Source organism: Acidocella aromatica, from assembly GCF_014201825.1.
Lineage (GTDB): Bacteria > Pseudomonadota > Alphaproteobacteria > Acetobacterales > Acetobacteraceae > Acidocella > Acidocella aromatica.
Genome location: NZ_JACHFJ010000011.1, coordinates 72,463 through 93,737 on the forward strand (window position 1 = coordinate 72,463; position 21,275 = coordinate 93,737).

The 21,275-nt window shown below is 61.5% G+C and carries 14 protein-coding genes; 13 read left to right on the plus strand and 1 reads right to left on the minus strand.

Annotated features, from left to right (window positions below):
* The 4 genes from trbF (at position 1) to HNP71_RS11340 (ending at position 3,224) form a co-directional block, all read left to right on the plus strand.
* Entirely contained in the window at positions 1–684 is a 684-nt protein-coding gene (gene trbF, locus HNP71_RS11325) for a conjugal transfer protein TrbF (RefSeq protein WP_183267034.1), read from the plus strand.
* A gap of 38 nt (positions 685–722) precedes the next feature.
* A complete protein-coding gene (gene trbG / locus HNP71_RS11330) occupies positions 723–1,733 on the plus strand; it encodes a P-type conjugative transfer protein TrbG (protein WP_246344199.1) in 1,011 nt (336 codons plus the stop codon).
* A 110-nt stretch (positions 1,734–1,843) separates the two neighbouring features.
* Positions 1,844–2,983 carry a TrbI/VirB10 family protein gene (locus HNP71_RS11335; protein ID WP_221246835.1) on the plus strand — a complete coding sequence of 380 codons (1,140 nt, stop codon included), beginning with the start codon at positions 1,844–1,846 and terminating at the stop codon, positions 2,981–2,983.
* 1 nt (position 2,984) lies between these two features.
* The gene (locus tag HNP71_RS11340) at positions 2,985–3,224 is read left to right on the plus strand and encodes a DUF2274 domain-containing protein (RefSeq protein ID WP_183267037.1); all 240 of its coding nucleotides are present in this window, start codon (positions 2,985–2,987) and stop codon (positions 3,222–3,224) included.
* Here the strand turns inward: HNP71_RS11340 and HNP71_RS11345 are convergent.
* A complete protein-coding gene (locus HNP71_RS11345; RefSeq protein ID WP_221246827.1) occupies positions 3,208–4,122 on the minus strand; it encodes a LysR family transcriptional regulator in 915 nt (304 codons plus the stop codon). The two genes, HNP71_RS11340 and HNP71_RS11345, sit on opposite strands and share 17 nt — an antisense overlap.
* 488 nt (positions 4,123–4,610) lie before the next feature.
* Between HNP71_RS11345 and HNP71_RS11350 the strand changes: the two genes are divergently transcribed.
* Genes HNP71_RS11350 through HNP71_RS11390 form a run of 9 tightly spaced genes read left to right on the plus strand, consistent with a single transcriptional unit; the run spans position 4,611 to position 21,219 of the window.
* Entirely contained in the window at positions 4,611–4,829 is a 219-nt protein-coding gene (locus HNP71_RS11350) for a helix-turn-helix domain-containing protein (RefSeq protein ID WP_183267038.1), read from the plus strand.
* Positions 4,826–5,347, plus strand: a complete 522-nt coding sequence (brxF, locus tag HNP71_RS11355; protein WP_183267039.1) for a BREX-3 system P-loop-containing protein BrxF — start codon at positions 4,826–4,828, stop codon at positions 5,345–5,347. The genes HNP71_RS11350 and brxF overlap by 4 nt, the downstream gene beginning before the upstream one ends.
* On the plus strand, positions 5,344–9,084 hold the full coding sequence (locus HNP71_RS11360; RefSeq protein WP_183267040.1) for a DUF6079 family protein: 3,741 nt from the start codon (positions 5,344–5,346) through the stop codon (positions 9,082–9,084). Before brxF ends, HNP71_RS11360 begins: the two co-directional genes overlap by 4 nt.
* A gap of 5 nt (positions 9,085–9,089) precedes the next feature.
* Positions 9,090–10,967 carry an RNA-binding domain-containing protein gene (locus HNP71_RS11365; protein ID WP_183267041.1) on the plus strand — a complete coding sequence of 626 codons (1,878 nt, stop codon included), beginning with the start codon at positions 9,090–9,092 and terminating at the stop codon, positions 10,965–10,967.
* Complete coding sequence (locus HNP71_RS11370; protein ID WP_183267042.1) at positions 10,957–12,846, plus strand: ATP-binding protein; 1,890 nt, start codon at positions 10,957–10,959, stop codon at positions 12,844–12,846. The genes HNP71_RS11365 and HNP71_RS11370 overlap by 11 nt, the downstream gene beginning before the upstream one ends.
* 16 nt (positions 12,847–12,862) lie before the next feature.
* Positions 12,863–15,631 carry a DNA methyltransferase gene (locus HNP71_RS11375; protein WP_183267043.1) on the plus strand — a complete coding sequence of 923 codons (2,769 nt, stop codon included), beginning with the start codon at positions 12,863–12,865 and terminating at the stop codon, positions 15,629–15,631.
* 3 nt (positions 15,632–15,634) lie between these two features.
* On the plus strand, positions 15,635–18,460 hold the full coding sequence (locus tag HNP71_RS11380; RefSeq protein WP_183267044.1) for a helicase-related protein: 2,826 nt from the start codon (positions 15,635–15,637) through the stop codon (positions 18,458–18,460).
* Positions 18,457–20,490, plus strand: a complete 2,034-nt coding sequence (gene pglZ, locus HNP71_RS11385; RefSeq protein WP_183267045.1) for a BREX-3 system phosphatase PglZ — start codon at positions 18,457–18,459, stop codon at positions 20,488–20,490. Before HNP71_RS11380 ends, pglZ begins: the two co-directional genes overlap by 4 nt.
* 6 nt (positions 20,491–20,496) lie before the next feature.
* On the plus strand, positions 20,497–21,219 hold the full coding sequence (locus HNP71_RS11390; RefSeq protein ID WP_183267046.1) for a hypothetical protein: 723 nt from the start codon (positions 20,497–20,499) through the stop codon (positions 21,217–21,219).
* The last annotated feature ends 56 nt before the right edge of the window (positions 21,220–21,275 follow it).

Genomic DNA, 21,275 nt, shown 5'->3' on the forward strand with positions numbered 1-21,275 from the left:
ATGTTCAAGCGACCATCCACCCACTATGGCAAATCCCCCGAACCCGAGACGCCCTATCAGCGCGCAGCGCAGGTCTGGGACGAACGCATCGGCTCGGCCCGCGTGCAGGCGAAGAACTGGCGGCTGATGGCCTTCGGCTCCCTGGCCCTCTCCGCCGGCATCTCGGCCGCACTGGTGTGGCAGTCGGCCAATGGCTCGATCGTGCCCTGGGTGGTGCAGGTCGACAAACTCGGGGCGGCGCAGGCCGTCGCGCCCGCGACCGCCGACTATCAGCCGAACGATCCGCAGATCGCCTTCTACCTCGCGCGCTTCATCGAGGAGGTGCGTGGCATCCCCGCCGACCCGATCATCGTGCGTCAGAACTGGCTGCGGGCCTATGACTTCACCACGCAGGGCGGCGCGCTGGCGCTCAACGACTATGCACGATCCAACGATCCCTTCGCCAATGTCGGCAAGATCCAGGTCGCCATCGAAATCTCCAGCGTGATCCGCGCCTCACCCTCAAGCTTCCGCGTCGCCTGGATCGAGCGCCGCTATCAGGACGGCTCGCTCAGCTCTACCGAACGCTGGTCCGCGATCCTCACCGTCGCCGTGCAGCCGCCCCGCGACGCAGACAAGCTCCGGGCAAACCCGCTCGGAATCTACATCAACGCCATCAACTGGTCGAAGGAACTTGGACAATGACACCGACCTTCCGTCATGCCGGGAGGCCGGCTTTTTTCATGCACGCCGTTCCGGCTTTCCGTAGAACCGGACTGCCGCTTCTCCTGCTTTCCGCTTCGGCGCTCGCCGGATGCGCAGGGCACACACCACCCCCGGAGATCTCCTATGACGATGCCGCCCCGGCCGTCATGAAGGTCGATCCGCCGGCGCCCGTCACCGTGGTCAGCTTGCCCAAGCTGCTGCCGCTACCAGGCCAGTTGAAGCCTGTCGGCAAAGACGGAAATCCTGTGCCGGAGCCTGCCGATCCCGCGGCGCGCGTGAACCTGGCCAATGCCGCAGCTCGGATGCAGCCGGTGCGCGACGGCTTCATCAACTCCATGCAAGTCTATCCCTTCGTCGATGGCGCGCTCTATCAGGTCTATTCCTCGCCCGGCGAGATCACCGACATCGCTTTGCAGCCCGGAGAGGCGCTCGTCGGCTCTGGTCCCGTTGCGGCTGGGGACACCGTGCGCTGGATCATCGGCGACACCGAAAGCGGCACGAACGCCGGCAAGCAGGTCCACATCCTCGTCAAGCCGACCCGGCCGGAATTGATGACGAACCTCGTCATCAACACTGACCGGCGCACCTACCACATGGAATTGCGCTCCACCGAGAAGACCTACATGGCCTCGGTATCCTGGCAATATCCGCAGGACCAGCTCATCGCGCTGCGTCGCCAGAACGCCGAAGCGCTGGCCGCCCAACCCGTCTCATCTGGCATTGATCTGGCGAACGTCAATTTCCGATACGAAGTGACGGGCGACCGCGCGGCGTGGCGCCCCCTACGCGCCTTCGACGATGGCCGCCAAGTGTTCATCGAGTTTCCGCGCGGCATCGCTCAGGGCGAGTTGCCGCCGCTGTTCGTCGTCGGTCCCGAGGGCGACACCTCCGAGCTGGTGAACTACCGCGTGCGCGGCAATTACATGATTGTCGATCGCCTGTTCGCTGCCGCCGAGCTGCGTTTCGGCGCGGCGAAAGACCAGAAGCGCGTCCGTATCTCCCGGACTGACGGGAGGCCGGCGTCGTGACCAACCAACTCGATCCCGAAAAGGAAGAAGGTGCGAATCCGGACACGCCGCGGACGGCCGAGGCGGTGGAGGATCGTGCCCGGCCGCTGACCGGCGAGCCGCCTCCGACGATGCGGCTACGTCCCGAGCCGCCGCGCGTGACCCGGCTGTCGCGCAAGGCGCTCGCGGGGATCGCGCTGGTGACGAGCGTGGGACTCGGCGGTGCGCTGATCTACGCGCTTCAAACCCGGCATGGCGGCAATCAAGGCCAGGAACTCTATTCGACCGACAACCGAACCACGCCGGACGGGCTTGCCAATCTGCCGAAGGACTATTCCGGCGTCCCCAAGCTCGGTCCGCCACTGCCCGGCGATCTCGGCCGGCCGATCCTCAGCGCACAGAATGCGGGCCAGGTCGTGCCCACGCCGGGGATGGCCACGCCCAATCCCGGCATCAATCCGGAGGAACAGCGCCGCCTTCAGGAAACCGAATCCGCCCGAACAGCGCGGCTGTTCTTTTCTACCGAGACGCGACCGGCAACAGGCCCGGTGACGGCGACCGCCACGACGGTTCCGCAGACCGATCTCGCCAGCCTCGGGCTGGCGCCGCAGCCGGCGACGCCAACGGCGCAGGATCGTCAGCTCGCCTTCCTCAACCAGACGCCCGACAAACGCACCGTCTCCCCGGATCGTGTCACGGCGCCTGCATCAGCCAACGTGCTTCAGGCCGGCGCCGTAATCGCGGCGGCGCTCATCACCGGCATCCGCTCCGATCTTCCCGGCCAGATCACCGCGCAAGTCACGGAAAACGTCTACGACAGCCCCACGGGGAAAATCCTGCTCATTCCGCAGGGTACGCGCGTCGTCGGGCAGTATGACGCCGGCGTCGGCTTCGGCCAGCGTCGCGTGCTGCTCGTCTGGAACCGGCTGATCTTCCCCAATGGCCGCTCGATCGTGCTGGAGCGTCAGCCTGGCGCCGATGCCGAAGGCTATGCCGGCCTCGAAGATGGCGTCGACTATCATTGGGGCGAGTTGTTCAAGGCCGCCGCGCTTTCGACGCTACTCAGCGTCGGCGCAGAAGCAGGAACCAGCCAGGACGAGAACAATCTGGTGCAGGCGATCCGTTCGGGCGCCTCGAACAGCATCAGCCAGACTGGTCAGCAGATCGTCAGCCGTCAGCTCAACATTGCGCCGACGCTCACCATCAGACCCGGTTTTCCAGTCAGGGTCATCGTCACGCGCGATCTCGTGCTCGAACCCTACGGAGGCTGAAATGGCGAAGCTGAAACTTGGGCCACTTGCCGACGACAAGCCGGTCAAGGTCACGGTCGAACTTCCCGCCGAACTCCATCGCGATCTGATCGCTTATGCGGAAATTCTCGGCCGCGAGACCAACCGCCCTCCCACTGATCCCGTCCGCCTGATCGTGCCCATGCTCGAGCGGTTCATTGCAACGGACAGGGGCTTTGCCAGGGCCAAGAAAGGCGGCGGTTCATCTACGCTGGCGCCTTGACGCCGTTCAAAGCCGCGGTTTTGGCCATGGACCTTGCAAGCTCGATCAGGCGCAAGAAGGCTGGGTTATCGTTCTGCGATGACCATACCATGCTGTAGGGCAGTGCTTCGTTTGCCATCGGCCGGTATGCAACGCCCGGGACCTGTGTTGTCGTAATCCCCTCGCTTGCCAATGTCAGGCCTTGTCCAAGCGCGACCAAGGACAGGAGGTTATGCCGCCCAACGCTTTGCGGCAGGATTTTCGGGCTTTGCCCAAGGCCGGCCAACCGCTGAACGAGATAGTTGTATATCTCTTGGCCCGGAGCCACTTCACTCACGATGAATTGCTCGCCGGCCAGGTCCTTCCATTCAAGCTCTTCCAGCGAGGTCAAGGAATGCTGCTCCGGCAGCGCGGCAAAGACACGCTCCGACCACAAGTATTCAGTTTCGCAGCCCGGCCAATCGAGCGTCCCCGTCACAAATGCAATATCGAGCTGGCGTTGCCTTATCGCGGCGACATGTTCGGACTGATCGCCATCGACAAAAGACATCTGCACAGCGGCATAGGATTCAGCAAAGTTCTGAATGAGGCCGGACAAGAATCCAGATCCGAGAGACGACAAAATTCCGATCTTCAATTCGCCATCGCCGACGCGGCCAATCGCCGACACTTCCGATTTGGCCAATCCAATTTCCGAGAGCGCCTTGCGACCGCGATCGACGAACTGCTTTCCGGCAAAAGTGAGTTGAACGCCGCTGTGGGATCTGACGAACAGGGCTGCGCCAAGCCGCTCCTCAAGATCGCGAATACGGCGGCTGATAGCCGACTCTTGCACCCCCAAGACCGCCGCAGCTCGCCGAAAGCTGCCATGGTCTGCTGCGGCGATCACATAGCTGATGTGGCGAACTTGGATGGGCAATGCAGAAACTCCTCCACCATCGCCCCTCTTCTGTTATTTCAGGTGGCATTTAAAAATATCAAAATATCTTCAGTCGCACAGTCCGTTTTGTTGAAACCAAACTTACGCTCCGCATGCCATTAATTGCTCAGATGTCTTAAAGGATCTTAACCGAACGCTGGTGAAGATCGTAAAGTCGCTTGTCGCGCCAAGGAATCAGGCTCGATCATGATCAAGTGCCTCACGGCACCGTTGCTTTGATGGTTACCGCTTCGGCAGCGAATCCGAAGAGTCACTCAGAAGAGTGAACTTTCATAGACCCTGAGCCGAGCGCACGTATGCGTGCTGGGCTCGGGGATGTCGCTCCCCGGTGAGTTGCGGGGTTAATGGAAGCCCATCGCTTTCATTCGATCGATTTGCCTGTGCCTATTCTTTGGCATAAGGCTTGCCGAATCTTGCCAACTTATGCCAAGATAGCACAAGCTCACCACCAGCATGTCGGCCACCTTATGATCGAACAGTCCGATGAAATCCTGACAATCGAGGAGGTCGCCGCCTACCTGAAGGCCGGGCGGCGCACGGTCTATCGCCTAGCGGCCAATGGGCAGATCCCGGCCTTCAAGCTGGGCGGCACATGGCGCTTTCAGCGCGCCGAACTGGATCGATGGATCGCCGCCCGCATGGGCACGCAGGAGGGAAAGCCCAAGCCGGACGAAGAGAAGCCATGACCCATGCGTTCGCGTTGCCCGCAGACGTCGCCAGCCTCCCTGCGCTCGAACGGCTTATCGGAGAAGTCAGCGATCTCCAGAGCAAACTGATCCTGCTGGTTGGCAGCAGCGGCAAGACCCGACTCTTGCGCGCCTTGGCGCGACGACTGAATACCTCGCCACGCAATGTCGGCGTGGAGCTGGGGCGCCGCCTAGCGGCAACGCCCATCTCCGATCGTGGCTTCTCGACGAACGAGTCGCTACGCGAAGTCACGGATGACGTGCGCAACGGCGTGCCGTTGCTGCTCGACAATCTCGAAGTTCTCTTTGAGCCGAGCCTGAAGATCAATCCACTCAACGTCATCAAGTTGCTGGCGCACTCGCGTCTGGTCATCGCCGCGTGGCCCGGCGAAATGCGCAATGACCGCTTGATTTACGCCGGCATAGGACATCCCGAACACCGCGACTACACCCGCGATGGCGTCGTCGTCTTTGAAACGGCGCAAAGCCACCAAGGGGCCGGAAGGTCAAAAGCATGAAGTACAGAGACCTTATTCAATTCGAGCAGATCGAGTCGGTTGTTCAACTGCTCGACGCCGACCGCCCGGACGAAGCCAAGAAGCTCGTTTCGACCTTCGTCATCTCCGACGACATGGCCGAGCGCATTGCCAAGCTCATGGTGCCGCAGCTCGGCTTCGATGATGCCGTCGACCACAAGGGTGTGCTCATCGTCGGCAACTACGGCACTGGTAAGTCGCACTTGATGTCGGTGTTGTCGCTGGTGGCCGAGGATGCGGCCTACGCACCGATGATCCGGCACCCCAAGGTGGTGGATGCGGTTACGTCTATCGCCGGCCGCTTCAAAGTGCTGCGCATCGAGGTTGGCGGCTTGGAAATGCCGCTGCGCCAGATCATCACCCAGCAGATCGAACGCTTCCTCAAGAAGCTCGGCGTCAATTTCACGTTCCCAAGCGCCGATCAAGAACTGAACAACAAAGACTCCTTCGAGGAGATGATGGCCGCATTCGGGGAGAAGTTCCCGAACCAGGGGCTTCTGCTCGTGGTGGACGAGTTCCTCGAATACCTGCAATCGCGCCGCGATCACGAGCTGGTGCTCGACTTGGCGATCCTGCGTCAGATCGGCGAGGTCGCCAAGCACCTGAAATTCCGCTTCGTCGCGGGCGTGCAGGAAGCCATTTTCGATAGCGGCCGCTTCCAGCATGTTGCCGACAGCATCCGCCGCGTCAACGAACGCTTCACGCAGATACTGATCGACCGCCAGGACGTGAGCTTCGTCGTTTCCGCGCGTCTGCTCAAGAAGTCCGCCGACCAGCAGAACAAAATCCGCGAATATCTCAAGCCCTTCGCCAAATTCTACGGGTCGATGAACGAACGCATGGACGAATATGTCCGGCTGTTCCCAGTGCACCCGGACTATCTCAAGACCTTCGAGCAGATTCATTTCACGGAAAAGCGTGGTGCGCTCAAGACCATCGAAGCCGCGATGCAGGCCATTCTCGATCAGGACGTGCCGACCGACCGACCTCAACTGATCGCCTATGAGAGCTTCTGGAACACGGTCAAGAGCAACCAGGTGCTGCGTGCCGATCCCAATATCAAGGAGGTGCTGCGCGTCTCCGAGGTGCTGGAATCCCGCATCCAGCAGGCATTCACGCGGCCGGCTTACAAGCCGATGGCGCTGCGCGTCATTAATGGTCTGGCTGTGCATCGCCTGACCACCGGCGGCGATATCCACGTCCCGATCGGTCCAACCGCCGCAGAGCTGCGCGACTCCCTGTGCCTGTTCCAGCCCGGCGTCGGGGACATGCCGGGCGAACCGGCCGAGAACCTGCTATCGATGGTTCAGACCGTGATGCGCGAGGTGCTGAAGACCGTCAACGGCCAGTTCATCTCCAAGGCCACCGACACGGAGCAGTATTACCTCGATCTGAAAAAGGACATCGACTACGACGCCCAGATCGAAAAGCGCGCCGAAGCCTTGTCCGACGACGCGCTCGATCGCGCCTATTACAGCGCCGTCAAGGCGTTGATGGAGTGCAGCGACGATCTCCGCTATCCAGGTTTCCAAATCTGGCAATACCAGATCGAGTGGCAGGAGCGCCGTGTCGAGCGCTTGGGCTATCTGTTCTTTGGAGCGCCGAACGATCGCCCCACCGCGCAGCCCGAGCGCGATTTCTACATCTACTTCATCCAGCCTTTCGACAAGCCGCGCTTCACCGATACGCAGCAGGCGGACGAAGTGTTCTTCCGGCTGAAATCGCCGGACGAGGACTACAGACGCCACCTGTCCCAATACGCCGCCTCGCTGGATCTGGCGTCCACCGCCAGCGGCGGCGCGAAGGCTGTCTATCAGTCCAAGGCGCAAGATGCCCTGCGCGCCATGAGCAAGTGGCTGCAAGAAAAGCAACTAACCGCGTTTGAAGTCACCTATCAGGGCAAGGCCAAGACGCTGCAAGACTGGGCCAAGGGCGTGTCGCTGCGCGATCGCGCGCGCTTGGGGCCGGAGGAAAGGATCAATTTCCGCGACATCGTGAACATCGTCTCGGGCCTGGTCTTGTCCCAGCATTTCGCCGACATCGCGCCCGAGTATCCCAAGTTTCCGGTACTCGTCACCGAGGCCAACCGTAAGTCCCTCATCGGCGCCACGCTGCGCGCGCTGGCGGGCGGCACCCGCACGAAGGACGCCACCGCCGTACTCGATGCGCTGGAAGTGCTCGACGGCGAACGCATCGACCCCGCCGGTTCTCGCTACGCCCAGGAGGTGTTGAATCGCCTCAAGGCTAAGGGTCATGGGCAGGTGCTCAACCGCAACGAACTCATCACCGGCGCAACCGATGTAGAGTATTTCTCCCCGGCCAAGCACCGGCTCGAACCCGATCTGCTCGTCGTTGTGCTGAGCGTCCTGGTCTATTCCGGCGACATCGTGCTCGCGATCACCGGCGACAAGATCGACTCGGGCAAGCTCGCATTGCTGGCCGAACGCTCGCTCGATGAACTCAAGCAGTTCAAGCACATCGAGGCGCCCAAGGAAATCAACCTCGCGGTGCTGCGTGCGCTGTTCGAGTTACTCGACCTGCCATCCGGCCTGGCGCAGAAGGCCAGCCAAGGCGACACCGAACCGGTCATCGCATTGCAAGAAAAGATCAGCGCCCTAGTGCCGCGTGTGCTCAGGGCGGGCTCCGATCTCCAGCAGGGCAAGCTCGCCTTCTGGGGCCAGAACCTGCTGCGCGAGGAAGAAGCCAAGGATTGGTATGCGCGGCTTGATGCGCTCAAGAAATTCACGGAATCCCTGTCGCCTTACAACACCGTCGGTAAGCTCAAGAACCTGCGCGCCACGCAGGAAGACATCGACATCCAGAAGAAGAACCTGGACGTGCTCGCCGGCGTCGAGCGCTTGTTGGAACTGGTCGGAGAATTGGGGGGCGCCGCATCTTACCTGTCGCAGGCGGAGATGATCTTGCAGCCCGGCCACGACTGGGTGAAGCAGGCCGAAGCAGCGCGCAAAGCCCTGTTCGACAAGCTGGCCGAGGACCGCACGGCGGAACGTGCCGTCGCCATCCTTGGGGAAGGCCGCCAGACTCTCGCCGGACTCAAGAAGGATTACGTCACCGCCTATATCGCCAGCCACAGCAAGGCCCGGCTCGGTGTCGCCGAAGAAAAGACACGCAATGCGCTGCGCCGCGACGACCGCTTGTTGTCGTTGCGCGTGCTGGCAGGCGTCTCACTAATGCCCACCAGCCAGCTCACCGGCTTCGAAGACGCGCTCAACGGCCTGAAAAGCTGCTCCGCGCTGGACGAGCCGACTCTGCTCAGAACCCCGGTATGCCCCCACTGCCAGTTCCGGCCGTCCGCCGAGCAACTGGAACTTCTGCCTGCCGCCAGTCGCCTGAACAAGCTGGACGACGATTTGGATCAGTTGCAGGCCAACTGGCAGCAGACCTTGCTGGAGAATCTGGAAGACCCGTTTACGCAGGACAGTCTGGGTCTGCTGCCGCCCGCGTCGAAGGCGCTGATCGACGCCTTCCTCGCCGCGCGCAAGCTGCCGGAGCCTGTCACCACCGAGTTCGCCAACGCCGTGCAGGAGGCACTGTCCGGGCTGGAGAAGATCACGGTCAAAGCCGACGAACTGCGCCAAGCCCTGCTGCAAGGCGGCTCGCCCGCCACACCGGATGAACTGCGCAAACGCTTCGATGCGCTCATTAGCGAGCGCGGCAAGGGCAAGGACGCCACCAAGCTCCGGTTTGTGATCGAGTGACGGCCATGACCAGAGACGACTTGCTCGCCGCGCTCCAATCCATTGAATGGAATGACATCGAATTTAAGGAAGCGACCTGGGCTGTGCCCAAGGACGCGCTTTCGACTGTCAGCGCCTTCGCCAACACGGATGGTGGGCACCTGGTATTCGGCGTCAAGCAGACCAACGGCACATTTACCGTCACCGGCGTGACCGACGCCGATCAGATGCAGAACACCTTCCTCGGCCAGGTGCGCGATACCAACAAGGTCAGCGTTCTCCTGCCTGTCGAGCCGAAAAAGCACGACTTGCCGGAAGGCATTGTGCTGGCGTTCTACATCCCCGAAGCCTCACGGCAGCAGAAGCCCGTCTATATCGACGGGAATCCGAAAAAAGCCTACATCCGCCGTGGCGGTCGTGACGATACATGCACGGGCGACGAGCTGCTGCGCTACATCCGCGACGCATCGAACACCCGATACGATGCCGAAACGCTGGACGTGGATATTGGCCGTTGTTTCGATGAAGCCTCCGTGCGCTGGTATCGCGCGCGCTTTGCCGCCAGCAACCCTGGCAAAGACACCGCCGCCGATGACACCAGTTTCCTGCGGACGTGGGGCTTCCTCGTCGAGCAAGGCGGAGTGCTACGCCCCACCCGCGCCGCCATTCTGGTGCTGGGCAGCGGCGAATATGTCCGGCAGGTGCTGCCGCGCATGGTCACGGACGTGCAGCTCTATCGCAACGCCAGCACCGAGTACGACTCCATGGTGCGCTGGGCCGATCGCCTCACCGTCGAGGACAACCTCATCAAGGCGTGGCAGGCCATCGTGGAGTTCTACTTCCGCCACAGCGAGCGCCCCTTCGCCGTGGACGCCGCCACCCTGCGGCGCGACGACGATCCGCCCGACTACATCTCCTTCCGCGAAGCCGCCATCAATCTGCTGATCCATCAGGACTTCGGCGACACCACCCGCGTGCCGGTCATCCGCTTCTTCCGCGACCAGACCGAGTTCTTCAATCCCGGCGACGCCTTCGCCTCGCGCGAGCAACTGCTCGATCCCGGTGACAAGGAGGTTCGCAACCCCAGCATCGTCAATGCCTTCCGCCGCATCGGTCTGTCCGACCAGGGCGGCACCGGCGTGCGCGCCATCTTCGACGGCTGGCGCAAACTGGGCTACCTGCCGCCGGAGATCGAGAATCACAGGGCCGAAAAGAGCTTCCGGCTGCGGCTGCGCAAGGAAAAGCTCATCACCGAAGCCCAGCTTCTGGCGCAGGCTAGCCTGGGCGTGCATCTGTCCGAGCACGAGGCGGCGGTGTTCGCCTTCCTGTTGCGCGACGGCCAGGTTGACCTTGCCGACATCAAGGCGCTGACCGGCCTTACCGGCGCGCAGGCGCTGGATCTGGCACAGCGCCTGACCGTGCAAGTGCTGGCGGAACCGTTGGGCGAAGCGGCCCACACATGGCGGCTGGTACCCCACCTGCGCGCCCGTTTTGCCGCCGAGACGGCCGAAAATACCGCTGAGAATCAATCGACTGGTGCAGGAACGGTAGGGACGGGCGCCACCGATCAAGTCACCGATCAAGTCGTGCCAAATCAGGCCGGACTTGATCGGTCACTTGATCGGTCACTTGATCGGCTGACGGAGGTGCAGTGGCGTATCGTCGGCTACGCCGACGTCCCGCGCTCGCTGGCCGAGCTGATGGCCCATGCCGGCTACCGCCAGCGTCCGCACTTCGTGACCACGCACCTGGAGCCACTCCTGACTGGCGGTGTACTGCGCCCGACCATCCCCGACAAGCCGCGCTCGTCGCGGCAACGCTATGTGCTCACGGAAGCGGGCATCCAACTCAAGCTGCTGCACGAACAGGCCGTGGCCAAGCCGGACGAAGAAAATGGATATTGAAACCTCCGGCGCGATCAGGCTGTTTTTCCCTAACCCGTCGTTGACACTGGTCTATTTTGAAGCGCTGGCCAATGCGCTGGACGCGGGCGCGACCGACGTGTCGATCGGTATCGACGTTCAAGCTTTCGACAAGCCAGACACGTTGACTATTACCGTTTCGGACAACGGCGATGGCTTCACAGACGAAAATTTTGATCGCTTCAAAACCCTGTTGAAGCCCAGGGACAAATTCCACAAGGGAATTGGTCGCTTGGTGTTTCTCAATTATTTTAATCGCGTTGAAGTTATCAGCACGCGGGACAGATGGCAGAGGACATTTACCTTCAAAGAAGGCTTTGATGGCAACGCGCCGCTCCAAAATATTGGACAAGCCCAAGACGCCAAAACAGCGCTCACCTTCACTGGTTTTACCGGAGCGCGCGTCAAGTCCTATGACGATCTGAAGCCGGATACCATCAAGCCGCTCTTGATCGAACAGTTTCTACCGACTCTGGATGCGCGCAAACGCGATGGAAAAGCGTTCAAGATTTCTATCGCCTTGAAAACCAATGAAAGCAACACGCAGAAGGAGTTCTTCCCGAACGAAGTTACGATAACGGCTGATGACTTGCCGGCAATGACCAAGATCACCATCCAGGATGATACATTGGATGCCATCTCGGCCATTGACATGCACTATCACATTGCTCCCGTATCGGGGAAAGGCAATTCACTCGTCGCCTTCAGCATCGACGGCCGGACGATACCGGCAAACCTGATCCCCCCTTCGTCGTTTCCGCCGGGCTATCTTTGCGTCTTTCTCTTCGAGTCCGAACTCTTTCACTCGAATGCGGACAGCTCCCGGCAAAGACTTGTTCTGCCCGAGGGAACGCCCGAGGCTCATCTTTTTCGCGTTCTGCGCCGTGAACTGGGCAGGGTTTTGGCGGAGAAGATCCCGCAAATCACCGAGCGGAATGAAAAAACCAAAGAAAAATTTGAAGAGCAATTTCCTCATTTGCTCGGATTCTTTGAGGACGACACCGTTGGCCTGATCGACCGGGATGATGCGTTGTCGATCGCACAACAGCGGTTTTTCAAAGAGCAGAAAGCAATACTTCAATCTGAAAAATTGAGTGACGCCTCATACGAAAAATCCTTGGAAATGTCCTCCCGAACGCTGACAGAATATATTCTGTATCGGGATAAAATCATTACGCGAATGAAGGAGATGACGGGCGGCAATGCCGAATCCGAGATTCACAACCTGATCGTTCCGCGATTCAAGGAGTATTCGCAAAGCTCCATGCCATCCGAGATTTACCAGAACAATGCCTGGTTACTCGATGACAAGTTCATGGTCTTCAGGACGATCCTGAGCGAGAAGAGCATGGATGCCGTCATCAATGCCATACGCTTGGATGACGAAAGCGTGGGGGATACGGGCAGGCCGGATATTGCGATGATCTTCTCGGCAGACCCCAACGACACGACACCAGTCGATGTCGTTGTGGTTGAGATCAAAAAGAAAACAGAGGACGAAAAAGACAATTTTTACGCGGTAAATCAACTTTTGGATCGCGCCGGGAAGCTTGTTGCGCATTGCCAGAACATTCAGCGCGTTTGGTACTATGCGATTATGAGCGTCAACGACGCGACGGCGTTCCGTTTAAGGCAATTCAAATGGACGCCCTTTTTCTCAAAAGGAAGGGTTTACTATCAGGAATTCGACACGCCACATCCTGATGGTCGCGTTATCCCAACGCCGACCTTCGTGGTCTCTTTCGATGCGATCATTGCTGATGCCGAAGGCAGGAACCACACCTTCCTCGAAATCCTGCGAGAAGGCATGAAAAAATACGCTGGCGAACATGATGACAGCAAATCGTCTGGCGACGAATAAAGAAAAGATAGCTGATATGACCGATCTATTACAAAATCATCGCAGCGGAACAAGCGGCCCGGTCGAATGCCTCGGCCAGACCTTTGCCAGCGAGGACGCGCGGCGTGAGCACTTTTTGAAGCTGCTGACCGAGAAGCTGCAAGACCGGGCGTTCCGAAAGCAGGATGGCTTTCCGAAGGGGTCGGACGCGGCCATCCTCGCCATGTCCGATCCGCCCTATTACACCGCCTGCCCGAACCCGTGGCTGGCGGAGTTAGTGGCGCATTACGGCAAGCCCTACGATCCGGCGGTGAAATACAGCCGTGAGCCGTTGGCGATCGACGTGAGCGTCGGCAAGACCGACGCCATCTACAAGGCGCACAGTTACCACACCAAGGTGCCTCACCTGGCCATCGTGCCGTCGATCCTGCACTATACCCAACCGGGTGACGTGGTGCTGGACGGCTTTGCCGGTTCGGGCATGACCGGCGTGGCCGCGCAATGGTGCGGCACGGCGCCGTCCAGCTACCGGCACGAACTTGAACTGACCTGGAAGAAGGAAGGTCGCGCCGCACCCAAATGGGGCGCGCGCCGTGCCGTACTGAACGACCTGTCGCCCGCCGCCACCTTCATTGGCGCGAACTACAACACCCCTTTCGATGTCGATGCCTTCGCCAAGGCGGGCAAGCAACTGCTTAAGGCCATGGAGCAGGACATCGGCTGGATGTACGAAACGCTGCACAGCGACGGCAAGACCAAGGGCCGCATCGAATATACGGTGTGGAGCGAGGTGTTCAGTTGCCCGGAATGCGCGGGCACCGTGAACTTCCTCGACGAGGCGCTGGAAGACGAAAGCAAGCGGGTGCGCGGCACGTTCCCGTGCCCGCATTGCGGCGCGGAACTGAACAAGGACAGGCTGGAGCGTGTGCTGGAGACGCGCGTCGATCCGGCGACCGGCCAGTCATGGCAGCGGGTGAAGTTTCAGCCGTCGATCATCGCCTATTCGGTCGGCAAGACGCGCTACGAAAAAGAACCCGACGCGGCGGACCTGGCCACGCTAGCGAAGATCGAAACCCTGCCGCTGCCCGCGTCCGTGCCGACGAGCCGCTTCCCCCTTGAGGAGATGTATCATGGCTCGCGAATTGCGCCCAAAGGCTTCACTCACGTTCATCACTTGTACCTGCCGCGTGCCGCACAGGCGATGGGCGCGTTGTGGGCCAAGGCACAAGCGCATCCAGATCCACGCATTCGCGCGTTTCTGACGTTCATGGTGGAACAAGCGATTTGGGGATTGTCGGTTCTCAACCGCTACGGCCCAACCCATTTCTCTCAAGTAAACCGTATGCTGAACGGCGTCTATTACGTTGCTTCGCAGCACTCCGAATGCAGTCCTTGGTACAATCTTGGTGGAAAGCTAGATCGACTGGTCAAAGCCTTCGGAAATTTCAAAGTTAACACCGGATGGGCGACGATCAACACCGGCACAGCAGCACGCTTGCCGCTGCCAGACGGCTCTATTGACTACATTTTCACCGATCCGCCCTTCGGCGAGAACATCTACTACGCCGACCTGAACTTTCTGGTTGAAGCGTGGCACGGCGTCATCACCGACGCCAAGCCGGAAGCCATCATCGACAAGTTTAAGAATAAGGCGCTGCCCGAATATCAGCACCTCATGCAGCGCTGCTTCGCTGAATACCAGCGCGTGTTGAAGCCAGGCCGCTGGATGACTGTGGTGTTCTCCAACAGCAAGGCGGCGGTGTGGAACGCCATTCAGGTCGCCTTGCAGCAGGCGGGCTTCGTCGTGGCCGAGGTGACAGCGCTGGACAAGGTGCAGGGCAGCTATCGGCAGGTCACGTCCACCACTGCTGTAAAGCAGGATCTGGTGATTTCCGCCTACAAGCCCAATGGCGGGCTGGAAGACCGCTTCAAGAAGAGCGGTGCGACCGTGGAGTCGGCCTGGGACTTCGTGCAGACCCATCTGCGCAACCTCTCCGTCACCAAGGTGAAGGACGCCGAGTTGGAGTTCATCGTCGAGCGCGACCCGCGCCGCATCTACGACCGGCTGGTGGCGTGGTTCGTGCGCCATGACGCACCCGTGCCGCTGTCCAGCGACGAGTTTCTCTCCGGCCTGCGCAGCCGTTTCCCCGAGCGCGACGGCATGGTCTTCCTGCCCGAGCAGGTGACGGAATATGACAAGAAGCGCGCGCAGACAGCGCAGGCGCCGCAGATGGAACTGTTCGTCTCCGACGAGCGCAGCGCCATCGACTGGGTGGCTGACTTCCTGAAGGCGCGGCCGTCCACCTATCAGGACATCCACCCGGAGTTCATCAAGCAACTCGGCGCGGGCTGGAAGAAGCACGAGGCGCGACCGGAACTGTCGGCGCTGCTGGAAGCCAATTTCCTGCGCTACGACGGCGCGGGCGAGGTGCCGAGCCAGATTCATCGCTATCTCTCGACCAACTACCACGATTTGCGTGGTCTGGAGAAAGCCGACCCGCGCCTCAACGCCCGCGCCCAAGACCGCTGGTATGTGCCCGATCCGAACAAGGCGCAGGATCTGGAGAAGAAGCGCGAAAAGGCGCTGCTCAAGGAGTTCGAAACCTACAAGACGTTCACCGGCCGCAAGATCAAGGAATCGCGGCTGGAGGTGCTGCGGGCAGGCTTTAACGCGGCGTGGGCGGCCAAGGACTACGCGACCATCCTCGCCATCGCCAACAAGCTGCCGGAAGAAACCCTGCAAGAGGATGAGCGGCTGCTCACCCTCTACGACATGGCGCTGACGCGCAGCGAAAATGGGGCATAAGCGGTGACGGAAGGCGGCTTCGACATCGGCGATTGGTGCTGGCACACGCGGCAGGCTACGCCCTGCCGTGTGGTCGAGCGGCTGGCGCTGTGGGGCGAAGCGGCCTACCGCGTGTGGTTGCCGGCGAAGGACGCCGTGCTGCGCGCACGGGCGGCGGAACTGGCGGTGCTTTCCAGCGTGCGGCCCACGGTGGAGCAGATTCTGCACGCCACGGCGGCGGCGAAGTTGCAGGACGCGCTCGAAGACAATCTGCTGCTGGCGCCCATCCAATCCAGCGTCATCCCGCTGCCGCACCAGCTTTACGCGCTGAACCGTGCCGTCGGACAGGACCGCATCCGCTATTTGCTCGCCGACGAAGTGGGGCTAGGCAAAACCATCGAAGCGGGCCTGGTGCTGCGCGAGTTGAAGCTGCGCGGCCGCGCCAAACGTATTCTGGTGGTCGCGCCCAAAGGACTGGTCCGGCAATGGCAGGCGGAAATGCGTCAGCATTTCGGCGAGCCGCTCCACTTCGTCGATCCCTCATCGCTGGCGGCCCTGCGTCAATGGCGCGGAGACAGCGCGGAAGACAATGCGTGGCGGATGCACGACCAGGTTATCTGCGCGCTGGATTCGGTGAAGCCGCTGGAATCGCGGCGCGGCTGGAGCCTGGATCAGATCCAGACATACAACCGCGAGCGCTTCGAGGATTTGGTGTCGGCGGCCTGGGATCTGGTCATCATCGACGAAGCGCACCGCATGGGCGGCAGCACCGATCAGGTGGCACGCTACAAGCTGGGGGCGGCGCTGGCCGAAGCCTCTCCCTATTTGCTGCTGCTCTCGGCCACGCCGCACCAGGGCAAGACCGACCAGTTCATGCGCCTGATGCAGTTGCTGGACCGGGACACCTTCCCCGAGGAGGGCAGCGTCAGCCGCGAGCGCGTGCAGCCCTTCGTGATCCGCACCGAAAAGCGCGCGGCGATCAATGCCGAGGGACAACCGCTGTTCCGCCCTCGACTCACGCGCTTGCACGCCGTCGCGTGGCAGGCCCGGCACGTGGCGCAGCAGCAATTGTACGAAGCCGTCACCAACTATGTGCGCCACGGCTACAATCAGGCTCTGGCGGCCAAGCAGCGCCATATTGGCTTTCTGATGATCCTGATGCAGCGGTTGGTGACGTCCAGCACCGCCGCGATCCGCGCCACGCTGGAAAAGCGCCAGGCGGTGCTGGACACGCCGCAGACCCAAGCGCGTCTGTTCGACACGTTCAGCCCGGAAGAATGGGCCGATCTCGACGGCGAAGCACAGGTGGACCTGGCGCTGCAAGCGGGCGGTCTGGAGCTGGAGAAGTCGGAGGTCGAAACGCTGCTGGCGCTGGCGCGCTCCACCGAGGCCGCCGGCACGGATGCCAAAGCCGAAAGCCTGCTGGAGCTGATCTACAAGCTGCAACAGGAAGAAGGCGACCCGGCGCTGAAGGTGCTGGTGTTCACTGAGTTCGTGCCCACGCAGGCGATGCTGGCGGACTATCTGGAAAGCCGGGGCTTCACGGTGGCCACGCTCAACGGCGGCATGGACATGGAAGCCCGTACACGAACTTTGCAGACCTTCGCGCAGGACGCGCGGGTGCTGATTTCCACCGATGCGGGCGGCGAAGGTTTGAACCTCCAATTCTGCCATGTCATCGTCAATTTTGACATGCCGTGGAACCCGATGCGCATCGAACAGCGCATCGGCCGCGTGGATCGCATAGGCCAGAAGCACGTCGTGCGCGCTCTCAACTTCGTGCTGGAAGACACGGTGGAGCACCGTGTCCGGCAGGTGCTGGAGGAGAAGCTCGCCGTCATCGCCGAGGAGTTCGGCGTGGACAAGGCGGCGGACGTCATGGATTCGGCGGAAGTGGAGCCGGTGTTCGATGAGCTGTTCGTGCAGAGCCTCCAACACCCCGAAGCCATCGAGCGCGAATGCGACAGCGTGGTCTCGCAGTTGCGGACCACGCTGGCAGAATCGAACCGGAACAGCGACCTACTGGCTGTGCCGCACGATCTCGACGCGGAGCAAGCGCGCAAGTGGCGCGACCACCCGGCTCAGTTCTGGCTGGAACGCGCTGTCGCCAACGGACTGGCGACGCGTGGCGGATCGGCGACCCAAGAAGGCAATCTCTGGCGCGTGCGTTGGGCCGATGGCGCCGAGACGCCGCAGGCGTGCTTCGATGCGCGCACCGCCGGTGAGAACCCGGCAGCGGAATGGCTGACGATGGAAGATCCGCGAGCGCGGGCGATCATCAGCGACGTGCCGCGCTTCGTGGCGGGCCAACCCCTACCGGTGATCCAGTTGACCGGTCTGCCCGACTCGGTCAACGGCATCTGGTCGTTGTGGGAGATCGGGCTGGCGGGGCCGGGTGCGAACCGCAAGCGTTTCCTGCCGGTCTTCGTCAATGACGAAGGCCGCCCCTTCGTGCCCACCGCCAAGCGGATTTGGGATTTGCTGCTGACCGAAACTGTATCCGTGCAGTCGGTGACGGACGCGAAGGATTCGGCGCGCTGGTTCGAAACGTCGTTCACGGTGGCCGGCGCGCAAGGCGAAGCCCTGTTCGCGGCGCTGGCGGAGGAACATAGCGCCCATATCAAGGAGGAGCGGGATCGCGCCGCCTACGCCTTCGACGCACGCAATCAGGCCATCGGACGCATCGGCCTGCCCGCCGTGCGCCAGTTCCGCCGTCGCCGTCTGCAAAATGAGCACGAAGCACGCCTGGCCGCGCTCGACGATATGGAATCCAGCGTACCGGAGCTGAATGCCGTGACGATGGTGCGGATCGACGCCAAAGGCGGCAACATCAGCGAGCGTGCGTCATGAACCAATGGCATCAGCGCATTCTTGGTACTTTCACCGCCGATCTTTCCCGTTTGTGGGTGGCCTGCGATCCCGACGGTGTGCTGCTGGACGAGAAGCTGCTGTCCGAATTGCGAGCCCGCGGTTTCGAGGTGATGGGATACGACGATCCGTTCGGGTTTCGCGCGGAATATGAGGAACGGTATCGTGCGGCGTGGGACGCCGACGAGCCAGCGCCATCACCAGCGTTAATCGTACATCTGCGCCACGACAACGCGAACGATCTGCCATGGGACATCGTGCATAACGCCCGCCCTGCGGTGCGCCTGAATCTTGCCGAGTTGTTCCCCAAGTTGGCCTACGGCGCTGTGCGGCAGGTGGAACCGGAACGGCTGGGAATTCTGTTCGACGCGCATCAGACCGAGTTGCAGTCGGCGCGCGGTGAAAGCGAGACGAAGGACTTCATTCTCGAACACGTCTATCAGTTGACGCCGCGATCCATCCGCGCGCCCGTGGACTTCTGGCGCGAAGTGCTGCGGCTGCACTTCGCCAGCCGTGCCTTGCCGGAGCCGTTCGCCGAGCATGTAGCGGCCATCCTGCGCGGCAGAGGCTTGCTCGTCGGCCATCCGGTTGCAGAGTGGCTGTCATCCAGGAGTGCGCTGCTACGCGTGGTGCAGGACGCCTGGTATCGCTATTTGGAAAAGCTGAAGCTGGAAGTCAGGCGCATGTCCGAGCCTGATCCGCCGTCCTTTGGCGCAGGCGAGATCGGCATGGAGATCGAGATTCCCTTCGATCATACCGACGTGCGCGCCATCATCGACTCGATGTTCCTCGACGGCAGCTTGCATCCGCTGGCGGTATCGGACGTTCCCACCGCCATGCCGGGCTGGATCAAGGCAGGCATCGTCGAGGATGTGTGGTCGCAATTCGCGCTGGCGGAAAAGGGCATCGAGGCGCTTGCCGCAGCGGTGCCGGAAGCCGCCGCCCCGCACAAGCTGTGGGGCGACTTCGCCAAACGCTATGGAGAGATGCTGAGCCGGGTGCACGAATTGCCGAGCAAGGATGCCGGTGAACGGATGGTCGCGATCCGGGAGCGCATTAAGGAGATCCAGGCGCTGACGGACGAACGGTTGCAGGCGTGGATTGTCGCCGGCCACTACGCCGACCTGATCCTGCAACCGGCGATCAAAGGCCCGGTGATGGTGCATCACGTTCCGCGCTTCCTGCGGCAGCGCCGTAGCGCGGGCGAAGCCAAGGTAGCGCTGCTGGTGTTCGACGGGCTGGCCTTCGATCAATGGGTACGGATCAGGGAGCATCTGATCGCCGGCCAGCAGCCTTTGGCATTCGACGAGAGCACAGCCTTCGCGTGGTTGCCCACGGTGACGTCGGTATCTCGTCAGGCGCTATTCTCGGGCTTACGTCCGCGCGAGTTCGACGATTCGTTAGACCACACCAACAAGGAAGAAGCCTTGTGGAAGGCGTACTGGCTGAACGAAGGCGTTATGCCCGGCGACGTAATGTACCGCCGCGCACTACACCAGGTCGAGCAACTGGACGCCCTGGAAACCGAGATCGCCAGCCGTAAACCCAAGGTTCTGGGGCTGGTCATTGATGAGGTGGATGAACGGCTACACAAGGAGCGATCCAAAGAGGATGTAGCGCTCTGGATCGGACGCTGGCTCGACACTGGCTTTGTTGAACGCCTCTTCGCCTTCCTGCTGGGTGAAGGTTTCAGCATCTACGTCACGGCGGACCACGGCAATGTCGATGCTGCCGGCATCGGCAGGCCCAATCAGGGGGTGATAGCGGAAACACGCGGCGAGCGTGTGCGGGTTTACCGAAGCGAGCCATTGCGCGCCGAATCGGCGGCCGCTTATCCGGGCACGCTCGCTCTGGACGTTGCGGGGCTGCCTGCGAACTTCAAACCTCTATTCGCTGGAGGACGCAGTGCGTTCGTTCCCTCTGGCGATCAGGTGGTTGTCCACGGCGGCGTGTCTGTCGAGGAACTGATCGTCCCCTTCGTGAGGGTCTCAAGTATAGCTGGCATCGGGTGAGTTTGAATGATGACGCAGGCTCCCCGAATAGGCTTCGATCGGTTCATTGCTCCTGAATGGGCGACGACCGCGCTGATGGTTCGCGCTGGACTAGCCCGGCCCGGAGACTTGGAGGCATTGTTGGATGCCGCCGGGTTGGGGGCCGCCGCGCGAACGAAAACGCGCACGGTGTTGAAGCGTCTGTGGCTGGAACCGCGCGTCGAGTTGGTGGACTACGCGGATCGTGGCGCGGCAATCTTCAAGGCGCACCCGGACGTGCCGGTCGCGGCGGTGCATTGGGGCATGGCGGTTGCCACCTATCCGTTCTTCGGCAAGGTGGCCGAACTGATCGGGCGCCTGTCCGCTCTGCAAGGCGATTGCGCCTCCGCCGAAATCCATCGGCGCATGAGCGAGACCTACGGCGAGCGCGAAGGCACCTACCGGATGACCAATATGGTCATCCAGAGTCAGGCTGGTTGGGGTGCCGTGGCGCGAGTCGAAAAGGGCAAGCGCGTGTCCCGTCTGGCCCCCATCGTGGTGGAGAATGATGAACTGACGGCATGGCTGATCGAAGCCGCCTTGCGCTACGCGGGCAAACCGCTGGCGATTTCAAGCCTGCAATCGCAACCGGTGCTATTCCCGTTCAATCTGACGCGGCCACTGGCCTATCTGGCATCGAACAGCGAACACTTGGCCATGAGAAGCGAGGGAGCGAGCAATCAGTTCATCGCCTTGCGTGACGCAATTTGAGAACGCGATCTCATATCATATCAGTCCCCATAGATGAAGCGCCCCGAGCGCATAGC